This is a genomic window from Escherichia sp. WS1152, assembly GCF_046487665.1.
Taxonomy (GTDB): Bacteria; Pseudomonadota; Gammaproteobacteria; order Enterobacterales; family Enterobacteriaceae; genus Escherichia; species Escherichia coli.
Genome location: NZ_JBJQJA010000006.1, coordinates 58,875 through 84,638 on the forward strand (window position 1 = coordinate 58,875; position 25,764 = coordinate 84,638).

Annotated in this window: 16 protein-coding genes, 1 tRNA gene and 5 pseudogenes; 14 read left to right on the forward strand and 8 right to left on the reverse strand. The window is 43.2% G+C overall.

The features are described 5' to 3' along the window. Positions 1–136 precede the first annotated feature (136 nt). The 9 genes and pseudogenes from ACJHW7_RS11455 (at position 137) to ACJHW7_RS11495 (ending at position 6,737) form a co-directional block, all read left to right on the forward strand. Positions 137–456, forward strand: a pseudogene (locus ACJHW7_RS11455) (hypothetical protein). An 81-nt stretch (positions 457–537) separates the two neighbouring features. Further along, entirely contained in the window at positions 538–1,074 is a 537-nt protein-coding gene (gene yfdR / locus ACJHW7_RS11460; RefSeq protein ID WP_000008235.1) for a 5'-deoxynucleotidase, read from the forward strand. After that, positions 1,065–1,427 (forward strand): hypothetical protein, encoded by a 363-nt coding sequence (locus ACJHW7_RS11465; RefSeq protein ID WP_063118231.1) that lies wholly within the window; start codon positions 1,065–1,067, stop codon positions 1,425–1,427. The genes yfdR and ACJHW7_RS11465 overlap by 10 nt, the downstream gene beginning before the upstream one ends. After that, positions 1,424–1,639: a hypothetical protein gene (locus tag ACJHW7_RS11470; RefSeq protein WP_001331173.1), complete on the forward strand. Its 216-nt coding sequence runs from the start codon at positions 1,424–1,426 to the stop codon at positions 1,637–1,639. The genes ACJHW7_RS11465 and ACJHW7_RS11470 overlap by 4 nt, the downstream gene beginning before the upstream one ends. A 59-nt stretch (positions 1,640–1,698) precedes the next feature. Further along, positions 1,699–1,905 (forward strand): hypothetical protein, encoded by a 207-nt coding sequence (locus ACJHW7_RS11475; RefSeq protein WP_001331174.1) that lies wholly within the window; start codon positions 1,699–1,701, stop codon positions 1,903–1,905. Next, positions 1,866–3,062, forward strand: coding sequence for a site-specific integrase (locus ACJHW7_RS11480; RefSeq protein ID WP_054632495.1), 1,197 nt, complete (start codon positions 1,866–1,868; stop codon positions 3,060–3,062). The genes ACJHW7_RS11475 and ACJHW7_RS11480 overlap by 40 nt, the downstream gene beginning before the upstream one ends. 190 nt (positions 3,063–3,252) lie before the next feature. Next, positions 3,253–4,518: an AAA family ATPase gene (locus ACJHW7_RS11485; RefSeq protein WP_044527605.1), complete on the forward strand. Its 1,266-nt coding sequence runs from the start codon at positions 3,253–3,255 to the stop codon at positions 4,516–4,518. Beyond that, complete coding sequence (locus ACJHW7_RS11490) at positions 4,518–5,204, forward strand: RloB family protein (RefSeq protein WP_032211342.1); 687 nt, start codon at positions 4,518–4,520, stop codon at positions 5,202–5,204. Before ACJHW7_RS11485 ends, ACJHW7_RS11490 begins: the two co-directional genes overlap by 1 nt. Before the next feature lie 339 nt (positions 5,205–5,543). Beyond that, a pseudogene (locus tag ACJHW7_RS11495) lies at positions 5,544–6,737 on the forward strand (integrase domain-containing protein). A gap of 2 nt (positions 6,738–6,739) precedes the next feature. Here the strand turns inward: ACJHW7_RS11495 and ACJHW7_RS11500 are convergent. From ACJHW7_RS11500 to ACJHW7_RS11510, 3 genes and pseudogenes are all read right to left on the reverse strand, one after another. Continuing rightward, positions 6,740–7,585 (reverse strand): HNH endonuclease signature motif containing protein, encoded by an 846-nt coding sequence (locus ACJHW7_RS11500; RefSeq protein WP_021557102.1) that lies wholly within the window; start codon positions 7,583–7,585, stop codon positions 6,740–6,742. Between the two features lie 5 nt (positions 7,586–7,590). Continuing rightward, positions 7,591–9,252 (reverse strand): AAA family ATPase, encoded by a 1,662-nt coding sequence (locus tag ACJHW7_RS11505; RefSeq protein WP_021557103.1) that lies wholly within the window; start codon positions 9,250–9,252, stop codon positions 7,591–7,593. A gap of 401 nt (positions 9,253–9,653) precedes the next feature. Then, positions 9,654–10,220, reverse strand: a pseudogene (locus ACJHW7_RS11510) (phage polarity suppression protein). A gap of 64 nt (positions 10,221–10,284) precedes the next feature. Between ACJHW7_RS11510 and ACJHW7_RS11515 the strand changes: the two are divergent. Both ACJHW7_RS11515 and ACJHW7_RS11520 read left to right on the forward strand, forming a co-directional pair. Beyond that, positions 10,285–10,953 (forward strand): annotated as a pseudogene (locus tag ACJHW7_RS11515) (primase-like DNA-binding domain-containing protein); the annotation flags it as partial. A gap of 415 nt (positions 10,954–11,368) precedes the next feature. Continuing rightward, entirely contained in the window at positions 11,369–12,250 is an 882-nt protein-coding gene (locus ACJHW7_RS11520; RefSeq protein WP_021557107.1) for an AbaSI family restriction endonuclease, read from the forward strand. Positions 12,251–12,560: 310 nt separating this feature from the next. Here the strand turns inward: ACJHW7_RS11520 and ypjA are convergent, their stop codons facing one another. From ypjA to ACJHW7_RS11545, 5 genes and pseudogenes are all read right to left on the reverse strand, one after another. Further along, positions 12,561–17,135: an adhesin-like autotransporter YpjA/EhaD gene (gene ypjA / locus ACJHW7_RS11525; RefSeq protein ID WP_021557108.1), complete on the reverse strand. Its 4,575-nt coding sequence runs from the start codon at positions 17,133–17,135 to the stop codon at positions 12,561–12,563. A 64-nt stretch (positions 17,136–17,199) separates the two neighbouring features. After that, positions 17,200–17,319 (reverse strand): hypothetical protein, encoded by a 120-nt coding sequence (locus tag ACJHW7_RS11530; protein WP_001120794.1) that lies wholly within the window; start codon positions 17,317–17,319, stop codon positions 17,200–17,202. A 223-nt stretch (positions 17,320–17,542) separates the two neighbouring features. Further along, a pseudogene (locus ACJHW7_RS11535) lies at positions 17,543–17,710 on the reverse strand (recombinase family protein); the annotation flags it as partial. 359 nt (positions 17,711–18,069) lie between these two features. Further along, a complete protein-coding gene (locus ACJHW7_RS11540) occupies positions 18,070–19,524 on the reverse strand; it encodes a DUF5507 domain-containing protein (RefSeq protein WP_021557109.1) in 1,455 nt (484 codons plus the stop codon). Positions 19,525–20,274: 750 nt separating this feature from the next. After that, a tRNA-Ile gene (locus ACJHW7_RS11545) sits at positions 20,275–20,350 on the reverse strand. Between the two features lie 559 nt (positions 20,351–20,909). On the opposite strand from ACJHW7_RS11545, the gene ACJHW7_RS11550 reads away from it, so the two are divergent. From ACJHW7_RS11550 to lhgO, 3 genes are all read left to right on the forward strand, one after another. After that, complete coding sequence (locus tag ACJHW7_RS11550; RefSeq protein WP_021557110.1) at positions 20,910–23,162, forward strand: alpha-amylase family glycosyl hydrolase; 2,253 nt, start codon at positions 20,910–20,912, stop codon at positions 23,160–23,162. 335 nt (positions 23,163–23,497) lie between these two features. Beyond that, positions 23,498–24,475, forward strand: a complete 978-nt coding sequence (gene glaH / locus ACJHW7_RS11555; protein ID WP_021557111.1) for a glutarate dioxygenase GlaH — start codon at positions 23,498–23,500, stop codon at positions 24,473–24,475. A gap of 19 nt (positions 24,476–24,494) precedes the next feature. Continuing rightward, the gene (lhgO, locus tag ACJHW7_RS11560; protein WP_021557112.1) at positions 24,495–25,763 is read left to right on the forward strand and encodes an L-2-hydroxyglutarate oxidase; all 1,269 of its coding nucleotides are present in this window, start codon (positions 24,495–24,497) and stop codon (positions 25,761–25,763) included. The last annotated feature ends 1 nt before the right edge of the window (position 25,764 follow it).

Here is a 25,764-nt window from a genome sequence, read left to right on the forward strand (position 1 = left end):
CCTTTTGCGTTGTTGGGGATAACCAGATTAACCGAATCCTTGTTGTTGGGGAATAACTAGGTCCACCTCGCCTGATGTGGCTAAAAGCAGGCACATAACAGCTAAGTATTTTCAACCAGAGAGAATCCTTAGCGTTGTGGTGAATGCGGCTCAGCGCACGCGGGTTAAGGTTGAGGCTGACAGTCGACCTTCTGTGGATACCCACCCGCCTGGTGTGCAACCTTCGCCAGGCACCGGGAGGCACCCGGCACCACAACTTTATGCTGTGTGTAGTCCTGGCGGTACCAGCTTGTACCCTTGCTTCCGGCTGGTACCGCTCTTTTTACAAAACAGAGAAGAGCATCACCGGACGACAGGCTCATAACCCAATCCATCCGGGCGGCTGCCACCGCAGGTGTTCTTCTCTGTTTTGTGGAGAAACTAACCGCCCCTACGGGGGCATTTATGGAAATGTAATTGACTCAATAATCGCCGGACGGTGAGGGCTTCCTTTTACCCGAATTCAGCGCGGTGCAGCGCATATACGTGGAGAACAAAATGTCATTTATTAAAACTTTTTCCGGGAAGCATTTTTATTATGACAGGATAAATAAAGACGACATCGTTATTAACGATATCGCGGTTTCCCTTTCAAATATCTGTCGCTTTGCAGGACATCTTTCACACTTCTACAGTGTCGCCCAACATGCGGTGCTTTGCAGCCAGCTGGTGCCGCAGGAATTTGCTTTTGAAGCTTTAATGCATGATGCAACAGAAGCATATTGCCAGGACATCCCCGCACCACTGAAACGACTTCTTCCTGACTATAAACGGATGGAAGAAAAAATAGACGCCGTAATCCGAGAGAAATACGGGTTACCTCCTGTTATGAGCACGCCAGTGAAATATGCCGATCTCATTATGCTGGCAACCGAACGCCGCGATCTCGGGCTTGATGATGGCTCTTTCTGGCCTGTACTGGAAGGTATCCCGGCAACAGAGATGTTCAAAGTGATTCCACAGGCACCGGGCCATGCCTACGGGATGTTTATGGAACGTTTTAACGAGTTATCGGAGTTACGCAAATGCGCATGAATGTTTTCGAAATGGAAGGGTTTCTTCATGGGAGATGTGTACCGCGAGATCTGAAAGTGAATGAAACAGATGCTGAATACCTGGTGCGTAAATTCGATGCGCTTGAAGCTAAATGTGCAGCACAGGAAAACAAAGTAATACCAGTGTCAACTGAACTGCCACCAGCAAATGAAAGTGTTTTGTTATTCGATGCTAACGGAGAAGGCTGGCTAATTGGCTGGCGTTCTCTCTGGTACACCTGGGGACAAAAAGAAACCGGAGAATGGCAGTGGACATTTCAGGTCGGGGACCTTGAAAACGTCAATATCACTCACTGGGCAGTAATGCCGAAAGCACCGGAGAATAAGAAATGAGCGTGATAAAAACTCATACAGGAATTGTTATCACCCGAGACGGTGAAAAGCGGATGAAATTACATTCCACTGAAACGTCCTGGGTTGCCGGACGTTGTGAATCCTACGACAAAAAGACTGGTTACCGTTGGGGTGCGCCAAACATGCGCCGCCGTCTGCTCCTGGACAGCATCAGGCCAATTAAACAGGTAGCAACCAGAGAACAAAATTAATTATCAGGACTGAAATTTGATTTTACTGCCCGTGTGCAGCGGGCTAAGTGGAGAAACATATGCTGAACCTCGATTGCGTTCCTATCTCAACTTATTGCAAAGAAACTGGCGAAACTCCTGAAGCAATAAACAAACGTGTACAGCGCGGTGTTTGGCGTGAAGGTGTTCAGGTTTTAAAGGTTGAAGGCGTTAAGGAGAGGTGGATTGATCTTAGTGAGGTTGCAAAATGGGCCAGACAAAACTGCTCAAACTACCGCGCGGCGTAACAATCAGAAAACACCGTCAGGGAGAAACGATCAATATAACTTTCACCTACAAAGGAGTTAAATGTCGTGAGCCACTTTCCAATCTGGAAGTAACACCAAAGAACATTAAATACGCCGAGCGCACACTCGGCGAAATTCATAATAAGATCGAAAGGGGAACATTCATTTATGCGGAATATTTTCCCCGTTCTGCTCGTTTGAAAATTTTTGGTAATGCTGCTGCAGGCAAAACGGTAAAAATGTACCTGGACGAATACCTTGAAATCTGCGAAACGAGAAAACTTTCACCATCTACGATTGGTGGTTATAAAAAATGCCGTAGTGCGTTAGCCTCACTCCACATTTGCCCTGCAAGTGAATTAACACCAGCAATCCTGAAAGCGTGGATTCAAAGCCAGAAAACGACCTTAAAAACAATTCGCAACCAGTTATCTTTCCTGCGGTCAGCACTTGATGAAGCCGTAACCGATGGGGTACTTCAAATTAACCCCGTATCGTTGGTAACTGCTTCGCGCTACCAAAGTGATAAGTCAGAAGCAGAAAGCAGCTACGTGGTTGATCCGCTATCACCAACAGAAGTTGATGCATTACTAGCAGCAGCCGGAAACAAACAATGGGAGAATCTGTTCCGGTTCGCTATACATACAGGCCTGCGTAGTTCTGAATTATGTGCCCTTCGATGGCGTGATATCGACTTTGTTGGAAAAACTGCCCATGTCCAGAGCGCAAGTGTTGTCGGTGTTATCAAAGGGACAAAGACAAAAGCAGGTACTCGTAAAGTTGAACTGACAGAAGAGGCAATGTTGGCGCTGATAAATCAGAAGCCATTTACATTCATGAAGGATGCTACTGTCTTTGAAGACCCAAAGACCAATAAGCCTTGGGCAAGTGCTGATGCAATCAGGAAAAAAGCATGGGTGCCAACATTACGGAAAGCAGGTATTCGATACAGAAATCCATATCAAACTAGGCATACATTCGCCACCAGCCATATCAGCCGAGGAGCAAATCTGTTTTGGCTTGCAGCTCAAATGGGGCATAAAGGGCCGGAAATGCTTTTCAGGCATTATGGTTCGTATCTCGTAGACTATGATGGCAAGACAGCTTGTAAGGACCAAGTATCAAAAAATCCGGAGAACATGAAAATTGAGAAGTAAAACGCCCGATAGCACTAGCCCCCCTTCGCAAAACAGTAAAGCTTACAAGAATGTTAGCAGGATGATGAGGATAGTGTACAATGGTTTTAGTGTGCATTAAATGCAAAGATTTGACGTTTTTTGTCAAATTTGTGCTATAAAATCACTTTTAGTGGTTTTTAAGCTATGGGAAGTTAAAAGGGTATAAATTATGTTGATTGAGTTTACAGTACAAAACTATAAATCTATTTCAGAGAAACAAACACTGAGTTTAGTTGCATCAAAACTTAACGATTTGCCTAATAATCTGTTCAGTATTGATGAACCTAAATCTCTTGAATTGCTTAAAAGTGCTGTGATTTATGGCCCTAATGCTGCCGGAAAATCAAACATTATTAACGCTATTACAACTATGGCTGAACTTATTGTCCGGTCTGCTACAGGTTATAAAAGTGGTGATAAACTTGATATCACGCCTTTTAGACTAGACTCAAAGAAGATTAATCAACCATCTGAATTTGAAATTAACTTTATTTCCGAAGGCATCAGATACCAGTATGGTTTTTCTGCAACAGAAGATTTTATTCACGACGAATGGTTATTTGCATTCCCCAAAGGCAGACCACAAAAATGGTTTTTACGTCTATGGGATGAAGAAAAACAAACCCATGAATGGGAGTTGGGGCCATCGTTGACAGGAGAAAAACAAACATGGTTGAAATCAACTAGGCCTAATGCGCTCTTTCTTTCTACAGCGGTACAATTAAACAGTGTACAACTAAAACCTGTATACGATTGGTTTTATTACAAAGTTAAATTTACTGAATTAACAGGCTGGGATAGTGATTACAGTGCAAAGCAATGCTTAAATGATAAGAAAGATGAGATTCTCAATTTTTTAAAAGCTGCCGATGTAGGTATTGATGACATTCATGTAACAAAAGAAAAATTCAATCCCAATGCTCTTCCTGATGATATGCCTGCAGCCATCAAGGAACTAGTGATTAAGAATATGCAAGGCAAGGAAGAATATGTCATTAAAACACTTCATAATAATGAGGATGGAGAGCCAATTCCATTCGATTTAAAAGATGAATCGCATGGAACTAGAAAAATCTTTAGTTTCGCGGGTCCCTTATCACATTCACTCGAGACAGGAAACATCCTGTTTATTGATGAATTAAATGATAACTTACACCCCAAATTAGTTGAGTTTATTGTAGGTTTATTTCACGATAAAAATATCAATAAGAATGGTGCCCAGTTAATCTTTACAACTCATGAGACGTCTATTTTAAATCAAGATGTTTTCAGACGAGATCAGATTTGGTTTGTAGAAAAAGACAATTCAAAGCAAACAAATCTTTTCCCACTTACGGATTTTAGTCCAAGAAAAGGAAGGGAGAATTTAGAAGCTTCTTATCTTGACGGTAGATATGGGGCTTTACCACTCATTGGGAAATGGGAGAGATATTAATGGGAAGCGAAGATCTGTTCAAAAAAAGAAAGGCTCGGCGTAATAATGAATTCAAACGAGTTAGTAAAGCACGAGCTCAAATGAAGAAAATTCTTATCGTCTGTGAGGGAGAGAAGACTGAGCCCGCATATTTTACAGATTTTATAAAACATTGCCGTATAAGCACGGCAAGCATAGTTGAGATTTCTGGAGAGTGCGGCTCAAGCCCTATGAATGTGGTATCTTGGGCAAAAGAAAAATATAATACGGAAAAAAAAAGGAGCGACCCTTATGATAAGGTTTATTGTGTCTTTGATAGAGACGCTCACCCTAACTATGATGAAGCTCTTAGCAGGATTAATTCCTTAAATCCAAAAGGGATTTTTGTTGCTATAACTTCCATACCATGTTTCGAGTACTGGCTGATACTACATTTTGGATACACCCGAAAATCATTTTCACCTCAGAAAGGCAAAAGTGAAGGCGCACAAATGCTAGCTGAGTTAAAAAAATACATGCCAGATTATGAGAAAAAGGCATCAGGTGTATTTAATAAATTGCAAGATCGGCTCGATACGGCATTAATCAATGCTAAAAGAGTCGAAGATGCCGCCAAAAAAGACGGTTCGATAAATCCTTCAACTAAAGTTGGCGCTTTGATTACAGATCTAATTAACATTCGTGATGACTTTGAAAATGAGAAGTAAAAATAACATGTCATGATGTAGCGACGGCAGCATGTTTAAGTTCAAATGGCAAAGTGTACGCGAAGTATACGCGGATCAAAAACAATAGAAAAAACGTATATTTTACAAAAGATTATATAAATTTTGACGCGGGTTCAACTCCCGCCAGCTCCACCAAATGATGATCCGGATACGTCCGGTGAAGTACAGAAAGCCCGCACGGCACAAGCCCTGCGGGCTTTTTTGTGTCTGTCGTTGTCCGAGAACATCCGGCTAAATCCAGAGAAAATTGGTACACGTTTAGGTACACGCTATACTGTGGTCCATTAAACGTGTACCAATTATGGAAGGGATCCAGACATGGCGCGCATTACACGCCCCCTCACTAACAACGAAATCCTCAAAGCGAAACCCCGCGAAAAAGACTTCACCCTGCATGATGGTGATGGCCTGTTCTTACTCGTCAAAACCTCCGGTAAAAAACTCTGACGCTTCCGTTATCAACGACCGGGAAGCAGCAGCCGCACAAATTTGAGTCTCGGCTCATACCCTGCCCTTACACTCGCAGCAGCTCGTCAGATACGCGACCAGCACTTAACCACGCTCGCGCAAGGCATGGATCCACAACAGCAACAGGAGCAAGCGTCAGCACAACGCCAGATTGAGTTAGACAGCATTTTCTCAACTGTGGCCGCTAACTGGTTCCAGATTAAAAGCAGAAGTGTCACAGAGGATTATGCAAAGGATATTTGGCGTTCTTTGGATAAAGACGTGTTCCCGGCAATCGGTGCGATGCCCGTTCAGGATATAAAGGCCAGAACGATTGTTGAAGCATTGGAGCCAATCAAAGCACGTGGCGCATTAGAGACGGTTCGTCGCCTAGTTCAGCGTATTAACGAAATAATGATTTATGCGGTTAATACCGGTCTGATAGATGCCAACCCGGCTTCGGGTGTAGGAATGGCTTTTGAGAAACCCAAAAAGCAAAATATGCCCACGCTACGGCCAGAAGAATTACCTAAGCTTATGCGTTCCCTGGTCATGTCGAATCTGTCTGTTCCGACTCGCTGTCTTATTGAATGGCAGCTTCTGACCCTAGTGCGCCCTTCTGAGGCTTCTGGTGCTCGGTGGGTAGAGATCGATCTCAATGCCAAACTCTGGACGATTCCCGCCGAACGAATGAAGGCTAAGCGTGAACACATTGTTCCTTTATCACCACAAGCATTAGAAATTCTGGATGTGATGAAACCTATTAGTGCACATCGAGAACATGTTTTTCCCAGCAGAAATAATCCAAAACAACCTATGAATAGCCAAACTGCCAATGCTGCACTTAAGCGAATAGGTTATGGTGGGAAATTGGTTGCACATGGTTTACGTTCGATTGCAAGTACGGCAATGAATGAAGCCGGTTTTAATGCTGATGTAATTGAGGCTGCTCTTGCTCATTCAGATAGAAATGAAGTACGAAAAGCCTACAATCGCTCAACATATTTACACGCAAGAATTGAATTGATGAATTGGTGGGGACGACATATTCATCCCCACCAGTAAACTCACTCTGGAGTTCCTAAGGCAGTAATAAAACCAGCGTCAAGGAACTCCACATTATCGGATAGACTATCTATCAATGCTCTTCTCCAATGATTAAGCCCATAACGTCTGGTATAGTCATCCCTAGTTCTTTTTAGAAATAATCTTAATCCTTCTTGGCCTGCAGAATTATATGTTTCTTCAAGTGAAGTATAGAGCCCCCCTAAAAAATCATTCGCTTCCATCTTTAACCTTTCATTTAGGTTAACAACTCTATTTTGAAAGCATAATGAATCATATACCTCTCGAGTCATACCCTCGATCATATTGATATTAAAATCAATTACTAAAGCACCATCTATCATTTCAGTATTGGCAACGAAAAATACACCATCGGGCTCATCAAAATAATACACATGAATAAATCCAACTCCATTTTCTGCTACACCAGCTCTTTTTTTATTATTGCACTTATGACAGGTCGGTATCAGGTTTCTTGAATATACTGCGAGACATTTATATATTGATTCGGGAAGATAATGATCTAGGTCGGTTGATGATTCGATCCCACATAATGGGCATTTTTTAGAACTTAATAAAATCCTTGAGCGAAGGGTTGAAAGCCGTCCATTTATTTGCACTTCTGAATAAGCTGTTTTTATAGCATTTTGGGTTTCATCACTTATTTCCTCTGCTAAAAATTCAGCACAGGGAGTTGCTTTACGATCGTGATATAAAGTATAAATAGTTTCAATTTTATCCTTTTCATCTTGTGTTAAAGCATACTTAGGATTTCCATTTTTATACGTTAAAGCGGTTAATAACTCGCTCATTCTATCCGCATCATCTGGTAAAGGTAGTGTCCACATATGTATTATCCTTTTACCGCTAATTTAGATATTACATAAGACCTTGCTTGTGTACTAAGACCTGTATCAAAACATTTTTCAATGTCATCTAATGGATTATTATTATTTTTATATTCTATTATTAGCTTGTCTAATTCATCATGATAATCAGTTATTTGAGTCGTTAATGAAAATACTGATGATGTTATTGCTCCAATATTCTCACCAAAAGTTTCAATTTCAGGTCGTTGAAAATCAGTAAACTCCCCATTTCTAGTTATAACATTAACATTTTTACTTAATGTTTCTTGTACTACCACAGGTGAATGAGTAGCAACAATAGCAAAAGCATCGACTTCGTTCAAAACAATTCTCAGAGCGCTCATTAAAACCGCAAGCAATGGCGGGTGCAAATGAGTTTCAGGCTCATCAAATAAAACAAGGCATCTTTTTTCAATATACAACAAAATATGCGCCATCGAATGCAAAACAAATTTATGCCCTGTACTCAACCTATGAAAATATTCTTTAGATTTAAGAATAAAATCATCTTTAAAGATTTCATCAATAATTTCAGATAATGAAACCTCTTCTCTCAACTTCATCATCACTTTATTAAACAAATTCCACTTATCACTATCTTTATGTATTTTTATCAAGACACCATAAAACTCTTCACTAAGTACTTCAAGAGGTTTTAATATGGTTCTCTCTTGCCTATCTAATGTAATAAACTCTATATCCATATTGTTTTCATCTACATTAGCCAATACATAATCCAATTCAGCACCAACATCCCTGACTCCGCAATATATATACCTACCTTTCCCATCAAGTATGTCTTGCCTTAGCTGTTTCTTTTCTTTAAAAGTACACCCGGGTATTTGAAAACTATCAAAAGCACTGTATGAAAGGTTGATTATTTTCGGAAAACCTAATCCCTCTGGAAGAATTTCACCAATTTTGGCTATCTGTTCTTTTTTTCTGTCCTGAGTTGAAGAATAAGCAACCCTAGAAAGTCTTGCCAATGTTGTACTCTTCCCACAACCGTTCCGGCCTACAATTACGGACATTCTACATGGTAGTTTTTCACTTTCAAAATATCCATATTGTATTGAATCGAAATCAAACGAAAGAGTATTAATCATTCCTGAATACATAAATGAAAACTTCATGTCTATACTAGGTATAGCCGAGAACTGATTTTTTATTATAAACTTTGGAAGAATAAAAATATCATCATCATTATTTAAGTCTCTCATGATAGAACGTTCCCAAGCTCTTTCATTTTTGAAACCCTCAGAAACATAATCAAACATATTAATGTCGCGTAATGATGTCAATATCCCCTCACAAATTTCACTCCCCAATTCAGAGAGCCTCCCATAATAATCAAGAGATTGTCCCACAGAACAAAACTCGTCACTCAAATATGAAAACTCGCCTTCTTCAACCATGTAGTAATCAGCTTCAGACTGATCTTTTTTTATAATTTTAACAACCCCAGCATACTCTATTTCATCAAGACCAGTAAGTTTCGTTGTAATGTATAAATGATACTTAGTGATAAAACTAAAATCATTCCAATCATCTTGTTGCAATATAAAATCATACAATACATTATTTTTTGGGTGATTTTTTCTTGAAGGTGCAGTTACTAGAATTTTCATATTTTCAACATACCTCATGTGATTATAATTCCTTTTCAAGTTTGTTATAGCTTACCGCAATTAAAATACAAAATTAAATGAAATTTACTCTGTATCACAATCCAAAAATTAAAATACATTTTTACAAACGCACCATTCTTTTCGTCCCAGTATTAGTGAAACTAGCTACGTACTGCATACCTTAAGTTTATGTGACATACAAAAAATAAAACACCCACTCCGCGCGCAATGCTCTCCCCGCCACGCCTGCCCGCTTAAGAGGTCGCTTTTAATGCAGGTGCATGAACCGGCTCAGGCCGCGCCGGTACTGGCGCGGTGAGGAAAATAAAATACGGGGATTTGCATGAAAAACCATGCACCTTATGGATGCATGGCTTTTTTCGGAAAAAATAGCGGAATTTTGCGGATTTTTTTGCGTGCTACCGTGCGGCCAGTTCTGCACGTCGGCGGGTGTAAATCAGGTTCTGTGCCGGGGTGAATTTCTGGCGATTATCATCCCGCGAGGCCGCATCAGGCCTGAATCCGATGGCCGTTAAAATATCGCTGTCCTGCGCGGAATAATTAATTTTTTCACCTGCAGCCAGCCATACCGACAGGGCTTCACGCAGATAATCAACCGAGTGCTGCATGGCGCTCTGTTTTACTGCGGGAAGCTGTTCGTTATACCCCATCAGCTCAGGTGCCAGCGTGGCGGCCAGCTCCGCGCCGTGCTACTGCATAAAGTCATGGAGCCGGTTGCGGATGCTGATGTGCTGCACTTCCTCATGTGAGCGGATATAACGACCGGCGGCCTGATTAATCTCCCATTTTTTCACGTCGATATTGTCGCGCAAATCCTGCATTCTGCGCGGGATTTGTTCGTCACCGGCAAGGAGCTGTTCACGGTATTCCCGTTCAAGGTCTGCCAGTTCGGCTTTACGTTTCAGCCAGGTATTTTTGTTCGTCTGACAGGCCTCAAAGGCCTGCTGTATGGTCACAGTGGTCACGAGTCTCTCTCCTGATTAATGCCGGAACGGCGAGCTGTAGCAGCCCTGTACTTTACGCGGCGGCGGTGACGGCGCAGGGCTTAAGGCCATCACCGGCGGCGATGCGGTCTCGGTTGACCCGAAATACCAGAACCCGTACTCAACACACATTCCGGCGGTGATTCTGGCAGTGAACAATAACCCCATGCGCTTCACCGACCGCAGCGGTGGTGTGTCACGTCGCCGGGTGATTATTCACTTCCCGGAGCAAATTGCGCCGGAGGAACGCGACCCGCAGCTCAGGGATAAAATTGCGCGCGAGCTGGCCGTGATTGTGCGCCAGCTCATGCAGAAGTTCAGCGACCCGATGGCAGCCTGCGCACTGCTCCAGTCACAGCAGAATTCCGACGAGGCGCTCAGCATCAAGCGCGATGCTGACCCTACGTTTGATTTTTGCGGCTATCTGGAAATGCTCCCGCAGACCAACGGGATGTTTATGGGGAATGCCAGCATCATCCCGCGTAATTATCGTAAATATCTCTATCACGCGTATCTGGCCTATATGGAGGCTAACGGGTATAGGAACGTACTCAGCCTGAAAATGTTCGGGCTGGGGCTGCCCATGATGCTGAAAGAGTACGGCCTGAATTATGAGAAGCGGCACACTAAGCAGGGGATACAAACCAATCTGTCGCTGAAAGAGGAAAGCTACGGCGACTGGCTACCGAAATGCGACGAACCCGTAGCAACATAACCTCACTCAGACCGGCAACAGCCGGTCTTTTCCTTTCTGGCCATTGCCACAAGGTGAACAATCCACTGTTCACCCTTCACCGTATCTTCACCCTGTATCACCATGAAATTATTAATAAAAAACCAGAGGTGAACAGTGTGAACAGTAAAACCTAAAAAAACTTTTTACCCCCCCCCACCACATCGCCTGACCGGGCAGATCCAGAACGAGCAAAAATCACAAAGGGGAAGATTCGACTTTTCACTCCTCACCAACTCACCACCGCTTAACCACATGATATAAAATAGAAAATCATCGAAGTTAACAGTATAAACAGTTAGATTAAAAAAATACTAACGCATCTTATGGCGATAGGTAACACTATCGCCATAAGAAAAAGCACATTACATGAAGAACAAAGAAGGAAGGCATATAAATGGATAAAACTGATTACATCCTACGTTCACTTACGAAAACCTCAAAAAAACGATGGGAACATTATGCAGTAACTCGCATTTATCATCTTTTAAATGATCCCGACATTGAATTTGTCTGCCAGCAATGTGTCAGAAAAGAAAATGGAAAAATCTATTTGGCAGATTTATTTTTCCCACAACTGGAACTTTATCTTGAAATTGATGAAGGGCATCACAACAGTGAGCAATCACAAATAGATGATGCGAAACGTCGTATGGATATTACTGAAGTTACAGGATTTTTAGAGAAAAGAATTCCCGCCAGCGAAATAAGTCTTGAAATTTTCGATCGTTATATCAATGAATTTATTGAGTTGATACGCAATCGTAAAAATAGAATGATTAAAGATAAAAAATTCAAAGAATGGGATTATGATAATAAATATACAGCTCGTCCTCATCTTAAGGCAGGAAGGATATCTGTAGGTCCAGATGCCGTCTTCAGATACCACCGGGATGCTTTGAACTGTTTCGGTTACAACAAAGGACATCATCAGTCTGGCGGTTGGAGCATTCCTTCTCACATAAGTGAAGCAATGGGTCTATCAGGAAAATGCATGGTTTGGTTTCCAAAACTATATGGAAATTCAGATTGGGGAAATGAATTGACTGATGATGGTAACAAAATCATAGAGCGGAATATAAAGGATGATGAGGGATACACAGAACGCTGGGATAAACGAATTGTTATGGCACATTCTCGTGATGAGTTGAACAGGACACTGTACCGATTTCTTGGGGTGTTTGAAGCTATCCCTGGTCACCATACTGGCAACATACTAGAGTTTCATCGTGTAAGTACATCGGTCAATGTATACCCTCCTAATGATGCTGCCCCATGATTAACAGCATATTTAGTTCCCTGTTTATACGAGATACAACACTGCTACAGTGAGAAAATTGGTACACGTTTAGGTACACAACTGAAAGTTGAATACGAAAAAATCTCTTACTTTTAATAGGTTGGGAAATTTATTCAGACTCCGCCAGCCCTCATGATTGGACGGTGTAAGGACAACACCAACAAAAACAGGAAGTTAGCAGTCTCAGCAGGACACCGACCAGACGGTGAGGAGACAAAAAAGGATACGCAAAGGAGCCGCGGCTCCTGGCGACATGAAAGCCCACAGATGTGGGCTTTTTCGTTGATGGTCAGAACGACCAGTTCACACCAGCTACCGCGTTCCACGGGGATTCCACACCGGCACCATGGCTATACCCCACCCCAAGATGCCCGCTTAACGTACTGCTGAATGAGGCTTTAATACCTGCCTGGTATATTCCACGTCTGCCCGACAAATCATTGACGAAATTACCGTCATTATTCACCTTCACCCGGTTATCATCGACAAATTCTTTGCGCACAGCCGCCTTCAGCCACGGCTCAATTTCCATACCGTTTCCCAGACGCATGTTGTAACTCAGCGTTGCGCCCAGTTCACGATATATACTGCGGGTATCGACTGATTTCGATTCCATGCCATTGGATAAATGATATTCGGGGTTATCAGCGGTGAACCCCGTTAACGAGGCATACGGCGTCAGGTTCCAGTTACCATCGGTAAATCGCATCCCGGTTTCAATGTGACCGCCCAGCCCGTTGCTGCGATAACTGCCGTTGGCGGCTCCACCACTGCTCATTTTACCGACTACGTTACTTTCAAAACGGTTCAGCTTCACGACACCGTCCAGATAGAAACCACTTTCATGTTCCCAACTGGCATAGCCGCCCAGAGAATAACTGCCCACACTGCCATGTCCTCCACGATCAAAACCGATATGTGAATGGGAATAACCCATAAAAGTGCCCAGCGTGGCAATCCCCTCAGGAATATCATTACGGCTGTCGATCCCCACTGTCATTCCGGTCAGCGTCTGCTCAAACCCGGCCCCCGCATCGGTGGTGACATTATTACGGGTGTTATACGTTGCCCCCCAGACATTATTGTTGTGTGGACTCGCTTTCATTATGTTCAACCGCTCGCGAATACTGTTTAGCTCAGCATCAAATACCAACGGTAATGTTGCTGCCATATTGAGTACGGCTGCGGTAGAAGGCGTAATGCGTTTCTCCGGAACGGGTGTCGGCGTTGGATCGGGAGTCGGGTCTGGTTTTGGATTTGGGTCTGGCTTTGGATCGGGTTTTGGGTCTGGCTTTGGATTTGGGTTGGGGTCCGGGTTGGGTTTGACATCATTGGTCAGGTTCCAGTTGCTGTTGCCGTCACTTTTCAGGACATACTCATAGGTCCCAAGATCAACGAAACCGCCGGTATTGCCCAGCGTAAACGAAGCATCCCCTCCCCCTGTTTTCACCAGCGTCATCGCGTCGTCAGACTGAGGGCTGACGCCGGTATCCTGAACAAAGATTTTAAAATTACCAGTGGCGTTGTTGTTGACGACCAGTTGATCGCCCCGGGAGCCAGCAACGTTGGTATGCAGGTAGAAATTACCGCTACCGGAAAGTTCATTGGTTGTCAGCGTATTGTAGATACCGTTAGTTGTGGCAGGCGCTGCTGTTTGTGCTGATAAATAAACATCACCGTCGTTGAGTAGCAAACTGTTTACTCTATATTCGCAGTTGCTGGTACCTGCACAGGAATTATTGCTGTTAAGCCAGACACTGCCCCGGCTGGCAGCCGTCAGGTCGGCAAGCGTGGTATCGACGCCATTTCCGATAGTTAATGTCGCGCTATCGGTAATCCGGACCGCCCCTTCGAGTTTAACTGGCGTAACATTACCCCGTGGCGTCATTAACGACAGGCTTCCTGTCGCGCCACTGACCGATGCATCCGCCAGCGTACCTGCGTAGACGATTGCCGTCCCGCCAGCGACCTGGAGATCTTCTGCCCGGGCCAGAGCCTGAAACTCATCTTTTGACCGCCCAAGGGTATATTGCCCGCCAGAGTTAACCTTTGTGGCGGAGTCCTGACCCAGGTTTTGCATTGCCCCACCCTTGCCAACCGTGGAGTCGCGAGCTTCGGTACCTGCTAATACCAATAAATTACCGCCATTTTCCAGCAACATATTGGTCGCTAAATTGCCGGAAATGGAAAAAGTGCCGTACTGGTGAGTACCGCTGATTTCAATACCGTTAGCCGTGCTCGTCTGGAGAGCGGCACCGCTGTTCTGGACGATATCTGTCGCTTTGCCATTATCGTTGACTGTCAGCGTACCGCCTTCATTGATCTTTGTTTTTATTGCCTCTCCGTTAGCTGAAACTGTTTGTATTCCGCCGTCGTTAATTGTTGTCTCATTCGCCACACCCTCGACAATTTGTTCACCGCCGGTGAGCGTCGTGCCTGTCGCAGTGGCTTTTGTTTTGACGATCTCCCGTCCGCCCGTATTGACCTGTGTTTTGTCAGAAGAGGTGTCTGACTCCACGGTTAACACGCCGCCATTTGCCAGCAGGATATTGTTCGCCGCACCCTGCTCGATGCTGAACGCGACGCCATCCGCGCGTGTTCCTGTGACCCGCGTCGCCCTGGTGGTTGCAACCAAAGCGCCCTGGCTACTCTGCTGTATCCCCGTTGCGCTGCCTTTCTCCCGCACATCGAGTGTGCCGCCGTCATTAAGCACCGAGTTTTCAGCCAGACCGCCCTCATTAACTACCTGTGAACCCCCATTAATAATGGAACCTTCCGCTGTCCCGTTTGCCATAATTTGTTGTAGGCCAGAGACGATATCGGTATTGATTGCCTTACCATAATTCTGAACGGTTTGCGTGCCACCATTGATGTGTGTTTTCTCTGTTGACCCACCATCAACAATTTGTTCACCACTTTCGATATTTGCTTCAGTGGCTAAACCATATACCGTTTGCTTGCCACCTTTGATATTTGCTTTATCAGAAGTGGCACTGGCATATATTGTTTGGGTGCCAGCACTATTGAGTACAGTGCCAACATCTTTTCCATAAACATCCATTTTGCCGTTGGCATTAATAATCGTGTCAACTGCCCGGGAACCAGTGACGACTGTTAATGAGCCTGCGTTTTCCAGCACTACATTTTTAGCTTCTGAATTCCTGATGTAGAAAGCATCACCATAACTGTTGGTTCCTTCGATAAGTGTTCCGGATGTCGTGGAAGCAATTAATGCGCCGCCGGATTGTTGCTCAACATGCTTAGCCTCACCACCATCCTGAACCTCCAGAACGCCGCCATTATTAAGTCTGGTGCTATCTGTTTTAGCCTCCTTCTGGACAATCAGCTTACCGCCAGCATCAATGGTAGTATTTTTCGCCGAGGTTTTAGCCACTACCGTCAGTTCGCCGGTATTTTCCAGCACAACATAATTAGCCTCCCCTCCGGTAATAGTGAAGTGAGAGAGCTTGTTGTATCCTTCGATATCAGTCCCTGCACCCGTGTTGGCAACTAAAGCACTGCCCGTCTCCTGGTTAACCCCATGTGCAATACCGCCGGTATAGACAATCAGCGAGCCTCCGGCGCTAATATTGCTGCCAATTGCCGTACCATCTTTCTCAACAACCTGCCGGCTCCCGGAGGATATAATTGTTGTGTCAGCTTTCCCGCCGCTTTTGATATTTTGCGTTCCGCTGTTGATATTGGTGCCTGTGGCTATGCCATAATTATTAATATTCTGTGTGCCACCATTAATTATGGTATTTGTCGCGTTTCCGGCAACATCCATAACCCCGCCATTATCTATTCGGGTCGCATCAGCTTTAGCATTGGTTAAAACTGACATTGTTCCTTTATCTTTGATAATCGTCTTGTTTGCAGAATGAGATACTTCTAAATGGCCTCCGTTTTCCAGCAACACATTGTCAGCCACTTTATTGTGGATGGAGAATGCCCCTTCACTATTCGTACCGCTCACCGTCAAATCGTAAGTCGTTACTTTTAAAGCGGCTCCATCGTGCTGCGTAATATTAGTTGCCGTACCACCTCTAACATCAAGCACGCCGCCGGAATAAACTTCAATAACATCCGAGGAGCTCGTGTTATCAACAATTTGCGTACCACCAGAATAGATCTGCGTATTTTTTGCCGTTGACTTACTATTCAGAGACTGAGTTCCGCCTTCAATCGTAGTGTCCAGCGCACGGCTCTCATATACTCTTTGCTCACCGCCATTTTTAATGGTGGTTGTTTCTACTGTGCTCTGTTCAATATACTGCCGACCACCATTTATGGTTGTGTTCGTTGCCAGACTTCCTTGTACTACGTCCTGAGAGCCAGACTTATTTATCGTTGTACCGTCAACATGCCCCTGAGTTGTTACTTGTTGGCTACCACCATCAATGATTGTTCCATTTGCAGTCCCCCCCTCTATGCGTGAAGTACCGCCCTTAATTGTCGTGTCATTGCTGGTACCACCTTTATGAACATATTGATTGCCACTTTCGATTATCGTGCCAGTAGAAATTCCTCCGTACTCAATTGACTGTCTGCCTCCATTAATGGTTGTATTATTAGCTTGCCCGTTAATATCGGCATGGATTGATACTAGTTGCTCGCCACCAGTTTCAATAATACTACTATTAGATATCCCACCATAGACCTCCTGCCGGCCATGGTTGATAATATGAGTGTTATTTGTTGTACCTCGTTCATCTACTTTTTGGACACCATCTACAGTCTCATCGTTTACCACACCAATAACATTAGTAGTAAAGGCCGCCATCCCGGGCGGGGCATATATCAAGGCAGATATCAATAAGGAAAGTACTGAGCGGCGACAATAATGGGGACTGGTCCTGTTCATAAATTTCATCCTCTGAAAAGTGAATACTGAGTAGCGTTTAAGCGACCTTAGCTCTGCTGCAACATCAGCCCACAGGCACCAGACCAGGGGATTCATCCTGAAGAGACAGCGCAAGTGTATTGTGTTCACCGCTCATCAAAGACATCATGATGAAATGATGATATTCCGCATAAGAATGAGGCATTTTTTAAACGCAGTGCGCTGAAGTGTGGTTGGATAAAAAAGTCAATCTATTCAGGAAACACGGGCGTATTCTTTTCTTTCGACAATGAGGCCGTTGGCAAAATAAAATGATTTACATAATCGTTTCTGATGAATATCTTCTGCTCACATAAAAATCACACAATAACTTTGAGATCGCAGATTGTTTTACTTTTACAGCATTCGTCCCCCCATTGTTGGGCAAATATAGATTGGGCCAGAGCACGAAAGTTAATACCACGTTCGCACAGCTCCTCCAACAGCACGACAAGATGCCACATACTGCGCCCCAGTCGGTTCAGTTTACAGACTAGCAGTGCGTTCCCTGCCGATGATGTCCTGAGCAGTTTTTTCAGTCCGGACCTCCTGCCACGGTTTTACGTTGAAGTGGTAACCCTGAGCACGCAGTTCTTCAGTCAGGCGTGGTGCACCGTAACGCTGTTATTGCTGGGTAAGCTCAAAAAATTTTCAGGCAGCTAAGGAAAGTTGAACCAGACATTAGATGAAATATTTCAACCAATTACAGCACCAATTCAACACCGACAGATCACCAAATAAATCAAGGGGTTACGTGAAAGCGCAGCCCCTTTTTCTTTGGTAGTGACAGCAAAATGGATGTAGTGTGAAGAATAATCCCGTTTAATCAATCAATAATACATATTGTTTCAATCTACGTTATTATCTCTTTGTAAAAATTGCCATTTATTCATCATTGAAAACTGCTTTTAGAACTTTATACAATAGAACTATTCACAACAGGACTATTCTCAACGGGATCATCCTCAGAGGAACTATCATCAAAGTCATCATCCATAAATAAAATATCATCGAATGGTGCCACGCCCGTGATTAGTTTTATTTTATTATTACGATCAGACAAGACTCCATTTAAACCGTTTTCGCTGACGGATTTTAATAATTTCTCATAACTCTTATTGTCATCAGGCACATTAAAAATACACGGTGCATCAACATCAAACAATGAAGTTCTCCAATTCACATTTTTAATATCATAGTTACGGAAGTTCTGTCCAGAAAAGAAGCATCCCTTAAAATCCAACCCACCTAAATTATATAAACCACCCTCTCCTTTTTGTAGAGTAATATTAATTCTGGCTATCTCCCGGACAAAACTTCCTTTTTTATATTTGAATACCGTTTCAAGATTTTCCCCAGACAGCTTGACTTCTGGGAATAATTTGAAATTAAACCCTACATCATTATTATTCAAAGTAGATGAACGGAAGATGGAAAAAGCTTGCAGCGCTGAATTATAGCTTTCGATTTTATCTTGAGGCTGCGCTCTTGGTAAAAATATATAGCAGCACTCATAAAAATTGAATAAACGTTCTGATGAATTTCCATTTTTATCAAATAATATCCCCCGGAACTCCTTCACAAAGGCATCCGTTATTTTTTGAATATCTATGGTGTGTTCCTTTGACTCTGACAAAGATGGAGCCTGTTGAAGTGCATTGCTCATCTGGTTAAGGAACATCTGCATTTCTTTCAATTTATCTCCATAGTGGCCTTTAACTTGCTGAGAGTTTTTAGTTACAGGTGAAACCTTATCTATTTGGTTGTCATATAAATTACGTGGTTCCATAGAGACATTTGGTTGCGTTTCTAAAATAACACTACGCGTACTACCTGGCTTTAATGAATCAACATGAAACTCACTTTTTCTTATATTGCCGAATAGGGTCTGTTCATCTCTCTTAGCGGATTCAAAAAAATGATCAACATTATTTTTATTCGATGACAGGTCAGTTTCAGAAACCGCATTTTCTTTGTTCTCCAGCTTTAGTTTAATGAGAAGATCTTCCCAGACCTGCTTGCTTAAACATACTACGTCAGGCTCACCATCAGTAACTAACTCTTCATTATTATCAAAGTATACGTTGAATACTTTTAAGTTATTTTCATCAACATCATATTTAATACGTTTTAATTGCTCTCCAGATCCCATAATGACAAAGGCGTTGCCTTCATGATATATACATTCAGACATCATTTTTTGTAAAGTTTCAAGAGCACCGCGATACGTCTCTGATGCAGCTTCCTTACAAATTAATTTTACAATACTATGAGCTAGTAGCCCCATGGGGTTGGAAGAATTGTTTTCATTATAATTCCTGCTAGCCAAAACTGCGCTAGTGTTAATTTCGTTGCTTTTACTAACTAACATTGTCTATTCCTCAGTTAATGTCTTCATGGCTATTTTTAACGTTATTACTGTTTGTCACTATAAAAAATCGCTCATTTGAGACAATTGCTGACATTAACTGTTTCACATGCTACGCACGGAATTTTTAATTAAATAAGCACAAGAATGTTAAATTTAATAAACAAAAGGTTATTTCGCTGTATGATAAAAATCACCCATTATGATTTATTAGTGAAATTCGTTTTTCGAGTGTTAGGAATTTATATCTATTAGAGTTGGTTAATGAGCATAGCCATGCTTCTGTAACACTCACAAGACTCATCTACCTGCGGCGGGTGTTCTGGTCAGTAGTAGATGTTTAATGCGTGGCAGAGACATTTCATCCTTACTCTACGGCATTGTTCTACATACATTGGTTGTGGTACTCACTCATCATCAGTGAGCGAACAGAGAATAGTTCAGTGATTTGAGTAATTAACCTGATTAAATGAATGGGTATAATAAATGATAATACTCTGGCTTTATCGTTAATTACTTAATTCCACATGTAAGCAATTTGCCCGCTTGGCATAGCGGGCATTTTTTCCAGGTACTTTTGAATGAGTACTGATGGATAAATACATTGCAGTGGCGTGCCACGTACCAAAACACCAGCCCTCATTCGAAACCACCCACCGCACTTCTTCCTTTAAATGGCGTTAGTCATGAAATATAGACCGCCATCGAGTACCCCTTGTACCCTTAACTCTTCCTGATACATGAATGATGATTTGGTGGCCCCTGCTGGACTTGAACCAGCGACCAAGCGATTATGAGTCGCCTGCTCTAACCACTGAGCTAAAGGGCCTTAAGTATGCAATAACAATACTTATAAACCACGCAATAAACATGATGATCTTATGATGTAAATAACAGATTTTTATGCGTTCTCATCCATCCTGGGTCGTCAATACATGCGACATAAAACCCAACATCGCCTCCATTCGCAAAGTCGATACTCGCAGTCAACAAGCAAATGTTAATAATTAACACTATCTATAGTTATCATCGATTCAATGATACTTTGTAATGATTTTGTATCTAATAATATAAGTTTATTACATTAACTGAAGAGTTTTCGCATCATTATGATATCTGTTACTTTTCACTCCATAAAAATAAACTTCATATAGCAATATATTCTTTTATAGAACTTATTCTGCTAATAATTAGTTTCGTATGAGCGATTTTTGACAGTTGCCTCTCCAGACCACATCGATAATTAAAAAAACAGATTTAAGCATTATCCTTTTCCATATAAATATTGGATAAAAATAGGACATCTGTTTGCAATTACTTTCACAACAATTAAACATTTTTATGTTTCCGTATACATCATATTACTCTACCATTAGAGGAACGTTATTATGTTTTCTATAAAACCAGGACCAAGAAATTTACCTATCGACAACCCCACATTGTTATCATGGAACATTACTGACGGGGATCTAAATTCCAAATTAAATACATTAGAATATCTAAACTGTGTAACAAATATTATTAATGCTTGTGGAGTTTATCCTCAGGATTTAAAAGACAGAGAAATTATATCAACTTTTCACGCAGAAAAAATCATTAATGATCTGTTAAAAAACGATTATAAAATTTCCCTTTTTCCAGATACAACTTACCGTGAACTGAATAAAGCTGCACAGCGTAGTATTACAGCGCCAGACAGGATAGGAGAAGGAAAAACATGGATTTATCAAAGAGATACAATGAATGAAAGAGAAGATAACAAGGGGGTTCACCAGTATGGTCCTGCTGAACATTTCACCCACATTATAACTGACAACCCCTCCCCAAAAGATAAATATGTTGCATATGCTATTAACATTCCTGACTATGAGCTGGCAGCCGATGTATATAATATTAACGTGACGTCACCTTCCGGACAGCAAGAAACATTTAAAATACTAATCAATCCAGAACATCTACGGCAAACACTTGAGCGTAAATCTCTTACTGCTGTTCAGAAATCACAATGTGAAATCATCACCCCCAAAAAACCTGGCGAAGCGATTCTTCATGCTTTTAATGCCACCTACCAGCAAATCAGAGAAAATATGTCTGAATTTGCACGTAGCCATTATGGGTATATACAAATCCCTCCAGTGACAACTTTCCGTGCCGACGGACCAGAAACTCCCGAAGAAGAAAAAGGTTACTGGTTTCACGCTTATCAACCCGAAGATCTTTGTACCATCCACAATCCAATGGGAGATTTGCAGGATTTTATCGCATTGGTTAAAGATGCTAAAAAATTTGGTATCGATATCATTCCTGATTATACCTTTAACTTTATGGGAATCGGGGGTAGTGGTAAAAATGACCTGGATTATCCCTCTGCTGATATACGAGCGAAGATCAGTAAAGATATAGAAGGTGGTATCCCTGGCTATTGGCAAGGTCAGGTTTTGGTTCCATTTATTATCGATCCAGTAACAAAAGAACGTAAACAAATCCATCCAGAAGATATACATCTCACTGCAAAAGACTTCGAAGCAAGTAAAGATAACATCTCTAAGGATGAATGGGAAAACCTCCATGCATTAAAAGAAAAGCGTTTAAATGGAATGCCTAAAACAACCCCCAAAAGTGACCAGGTTATTATGCTGCAAAATCAATACGTTCGTGAAATGCGAAAATATGGCGTACGAGGTTTACGTTATGATGCAGCAAAACACTCAAAACATGAACAAATAGAAAGATCAATAACCCCACCGCTTAAAAATTATAATGAGCGATTACACAATACTAACTTATTTAACCCAAAATATCATGAAAAAGCCGTTATGAATTACATGGAATATCTGGTAACTTGCCAGTTGGATGAACAACAAATGTCATCGCTACTTTATGAAAGAGATGATTTAAGCGCCATTGATTTTTCATTGCTCATGAAGACGATAAAAGCCTTTTCATTTGGTGGCGATCTCCAAACCCTTGCATCAAAACCGGGTTCCACAATCTCAAGCATCCCATCAGAAAGACGGATATTGATTAACATTAACCACGATTTTCCTAACAATGGCAATCTTTTCAATGACTTTCTATTTAACCATCAACAAGATGAACAATTAGCAATGGCATATATGGCCGCTCTCCCGTTCAGCAGGCCTTTAGTTTACTGGGATGGCCAAGTATTAAAATCAACGACTGAAATTAAAAATGATGATGGGTCGACGCGTGTCGGCGGTGAGGCGTGGCTTAATAAAGGTTGCTCTACCTATCAGCAGCTCTACAATGAATTCCACGCATTATATATAGATAAAGCAGGAATATGGAGCGCATTTGAGGGTGTATTTGCAACTAAAAACGTTCTGGCCTTTAGTCGTGGGGATTCTGTGAATATTAATCACTCTCCTCATGACGGACTAGTTATAATAAATAAAGGAAACGAAGAAATTGAAGGTACCTGGCCTAACAAATTGCAACCAGGAATATATAAAAATATGGGGAGTAATAGCGTTAACATTATTATTAATAATACACGCAAAAGTATTCCCCCTGGTAAAGTATTTACGCTTAAAGGCGGAACTCTAAATATCAACATTCCTGGGCGTAGCGCTCTTCTTTTAGGGAAAACAGGAGAACTGCCGAACTATCTCTATTTGTAATTTAATGTTATATCTGCCCCGCTAAAACGGGGCAGATAATATGTTTAGTTTACTAACGGTCATTTTGCATTGAAGCCATTTACTGTTTTTTATCGACCAGATAATCTGTTCTCTGATGGTAACTCCCCCTAACCTGTTGCTTTAGTTATTCATTTCCTGTCTCACTTTGCCTTAATACCCTACGTTAAATGTTACTAATTTGTTGTTTTTGATCACAATAAGAAAACAATATGTCGCTTTTGTGCGCATTTTTCAGAAATGTAGATATTTTTAGATTATGGCTACGAAATGAGCATCGCCATGTCACCCTACATCTCATAAGAGGATCGCTTCTGATGAATGCACTGACCGCCGTACAAAATAACGCTGTCGATTCAGGCCAGGACTATAGCGGATTTACTTTCATCCCGTCGGCGCAATCCCCGCGTCTGCTGGAACTTACCTTCACCGAACAGACGACCAAACAGTTTCTCGAACAGGTTGCCGAATGGCCCGTACAGGCGCTGGAGTACAAATCCTTTCTGCGTTTTCGGGTAGGCAAAATTCTTGACGATCTGTGTGCGAATCAGCTGCAACCGTTGCTGTTAAAGACGTTGCTAAACCGCGCTGAGGGTGCGTTGTTGATCAATGCGGTGGGGGTCGATGATGTGAAGCAAGCGGATGAGATGGTGAAGCTGGCGACGGCGGTGGCGCATCTGATTGGTCGCTCCAATTTCGACGCAATGAGCGGTCAGTATTACGCGCGTTTTGTAGTGAAAAATGTCGATAACTCAGACAGCTATCTGCGCCAACCGCACCGCGTGATGGAGCTGCACAACGACGGTACCTACGTTGAAGAGATCACCGACTATGTGCTGATGATGAAAATCGACGAGCAGAACATGCAGGGGGGTAACTCGCTGCTGCTGCATCTCGATGACTGGGAACATCTGGACCACTATTTCCGCCACCCGCTGGCACGTCGACCGATGCGCTTTGCCGCACCGCCAAGCAAAAACGTCAGCAAAGATGTTTTCCATCCGGTATTCGATGTCGATCAGCAGGGCCGCCCGGTGATGCGCTATATCGACCAGTTCGTCCAGCCGAAAGACTTCGAAGAAGGCGTGTGGTTGAGCGAGCTTTCAGACGCCATTGAAACCAGCAAAGGCATTCTTTCTGTACCCGTTCCCGTTGGCAAATTCCTGTTGATTAACAACCTGTTCTGGCTGCACGGTCGCGACCGCTTTACTCCGCACCCGGATCTGCGCCGTGAACTGATGCGTCAGCGTGGCTATTTCGCTTACGCCACTCACCACTACCAGACGCATCAGTAAGCGCAAAGGAATTGAGCGGATGTATGATTTTGTGATTATTGGCGGCGGCATCATCGGCATGTCGACCGCCATGCAACTGATTGATGTCTATCCGGACGCACGCATTGCGTTGCTGGAAAAAGAGTCCGGCCCGGCCTGTCACCAAACGGGCCACAACAGTGGCGTGATCCATGCCGGGGTTTATTACACGCCCGGTAGCCTGAAGGCACAGTTTTGCCTGGCGGGAAACCGCGCCACTAAAGCCTTTTGCGATCAAAACGGCATTCGCTATGACAACTGCGGCAAGATGCTGGTCGCCACCTCTGAACTCGAAATGGAACGGATGCGCGCCTTATGGGAACGCACGGCGGCGAACGGTATCGAGCGCGAGTGGTTAAACGCCGAGGAACTGCGCGAGCGCGAACCAAATATCACCGGGCTTGGCGGTATTTTTGTACCGTCCAGCGGCATTGTCAGCTACCGCGAAGTAACGGCGGCGATGGCAAAAATTTTCCAGGCCAGAGGCGGTGAGATTATTTATAACGCCGAAGTCAGCGCCCTCAGTGAGCATGAAAACGGCGTGGTGATACGTACCCGTCAGGGCGGCGACTATGAAGCATCGACGCTGATTAGCTGTTCCGGGCTGATGGCTGACCGGCTGGTGAAAATGCTCGGACTCGAACCGGGCTTTATTATCTGCCCGTTCCGTGGCGAGTATTTCCGCCTTGCGCCGGAGCATAACCAGATTGTTAACCATCTGATTTACCCCATTCCCGATCCGGCAATGCCGTTTTTGGGCGTTCATCTCACCCGCATGATCGACGGCAGCGTCACCGTCGGGCCAAACGCAGTGCTGGCTTTTAAACGCGAAGGCTATCGCAAGCGCGACTTCTCATTTAGCGACACGCTGGAGATTTTAGGCTCGTCGGGGATTCGCCGGGTGCTGCAAAACCATCTACGCTCAGGACTGGGCGAGATGAAAAACTCGCTGTGTAAAAGCGGCTATCTGCGGCTGGTGCAAAAGTATTGTCCCCGGCTTTCGTTAAGCGATCTCCAGCCCTGGCCCGCCGGTGTGCGGGCGCAGGCGGTATCGCCGGACGGCAAGCTGATTGACGATTTTCTGTTTGTCACCACCCCGCGCACGATCCACACCTGCAATGCGCCCTCCCCGGCAGCGACATCAGCAATTCCTATTGGTGCGCATATTGTCAGCAAGGTACAAACGCTGTTGGCAAGCCAGAGTAACCCCGGACGCACGCTGCGAGCGGCACGTAGTGTGGATGCCTTACACGCCGCATTTAATCAATAAC

Bases quoted from the DNA above. Each gene is read 5' to 3' on its own strand.
- yfdR (WP_000008235.1), top strand. From the start codon at position 538: ATGTCATTTATTAAAACTTTTTCCGGGAAGCATTTTTATTATGACAGG.
- ACJHW7_RS11465 (WP_063118231.1), top strand. From the start codon at position 1,065: ATGCGCATGAATGTTTTCGAAATGGAAGGGTTTCTTCATGGGAGATGT.
- ACJHW7_RS11470 (WP_001331173.1), top strand. From the start codon at position 1,424: ATGAGCGTGATAAAAACTCATACAGGAATTGTTATCACCCGAGACGGT.
- ACJHW7_RS11475 (WP_001331174.1), top strand. From the start codon at position 1,699: ATGCTGAACCTCGATTGCGTTCCTATCTCAACTTATTGCAAAGAAACT.
- ACJHW7_RS11480 (WP_054632495.1), top strand. From the start codon at position 1,866: ATGGGCCAGACAAAACTGCTCAAACTACCGCGCGGCGTAACAATCAGA.
- ACJHW7_RS11485 (WP_044527605.1), top strand. From the start codon at position 3,253: ATGTTGATTGAGTTTACAGTACAAAACTATAAATCTATTTCAGAGAAA.
- ACJHW7_RS11490 (WP_032211342.1), top strand. From the start codon at position 4,518: ATGGGAAGCGAAGATCTGTTCAAAAAAAGAAAGGCTCGGCGTAATAAT.
- ACJHW7_RS11500 (WP_021557102.1), bottom strand. From the start codon at position 7,585: ATGTGGACACTACCTTTACCAGATGATGCGGATAGAATGAGCGAGTTA.
- ACJHW7_RS11505 (WP_021557103.1), bottom strand. From the start codon at position 9,252: ATGAGGTATGTTGAAAATATGAAAATTCTAGTAACTGCACCTTCAAGA.
- ACJHW7_RS11520 (WP_021557107.1), top strand. From the start codon at position 11,369: ATGGATAAAACTGATTACATCCTACGTTCACTTACGAAAACCTCAAAA.
- ypjA (WP_021557108.1), bottom strand. From the start codon at position 17,135: ATGAACAGGACCAGTCCCCATTATTGTCGCCGCTCAGTACTTTCCTTA.
- ACJHW7_RS11530 (WP_001120794.1), bottom strand. From the start codon at position 17,319: ATGCCTCATTCTTATGCGGAATATCATCATTTCATCATGATGTCTTTG.
- ACJHW7_RS11540 (WP_021557109.1), bottom strand. From the start codon at position 19,524: ATGTTAGTTAGTAAAAGCAACGAAATTAACACTAGCGCAGTTTTGGCT.
- ACJHW7_RS11550 (WP_021557110.1), top strand. From the start codon at position 20,910: ATGTTTTCTATAAAACCAGGACCAAGAAATTTACCTATCGACAACCCC.
- glaH (WP_021557111.1), top strand. From the start codon at position 23,498: ATGAATGCACTGACCGCCGTACAAAATAACGCTGTCGATTCAGGCCAG.
- lhgO (WP_021557112.1), top strand. From the start codon at position 24,495: ATGTATGATTTTGTGATTATTGGCGGCGGCATCATCGGCATGTCGACC.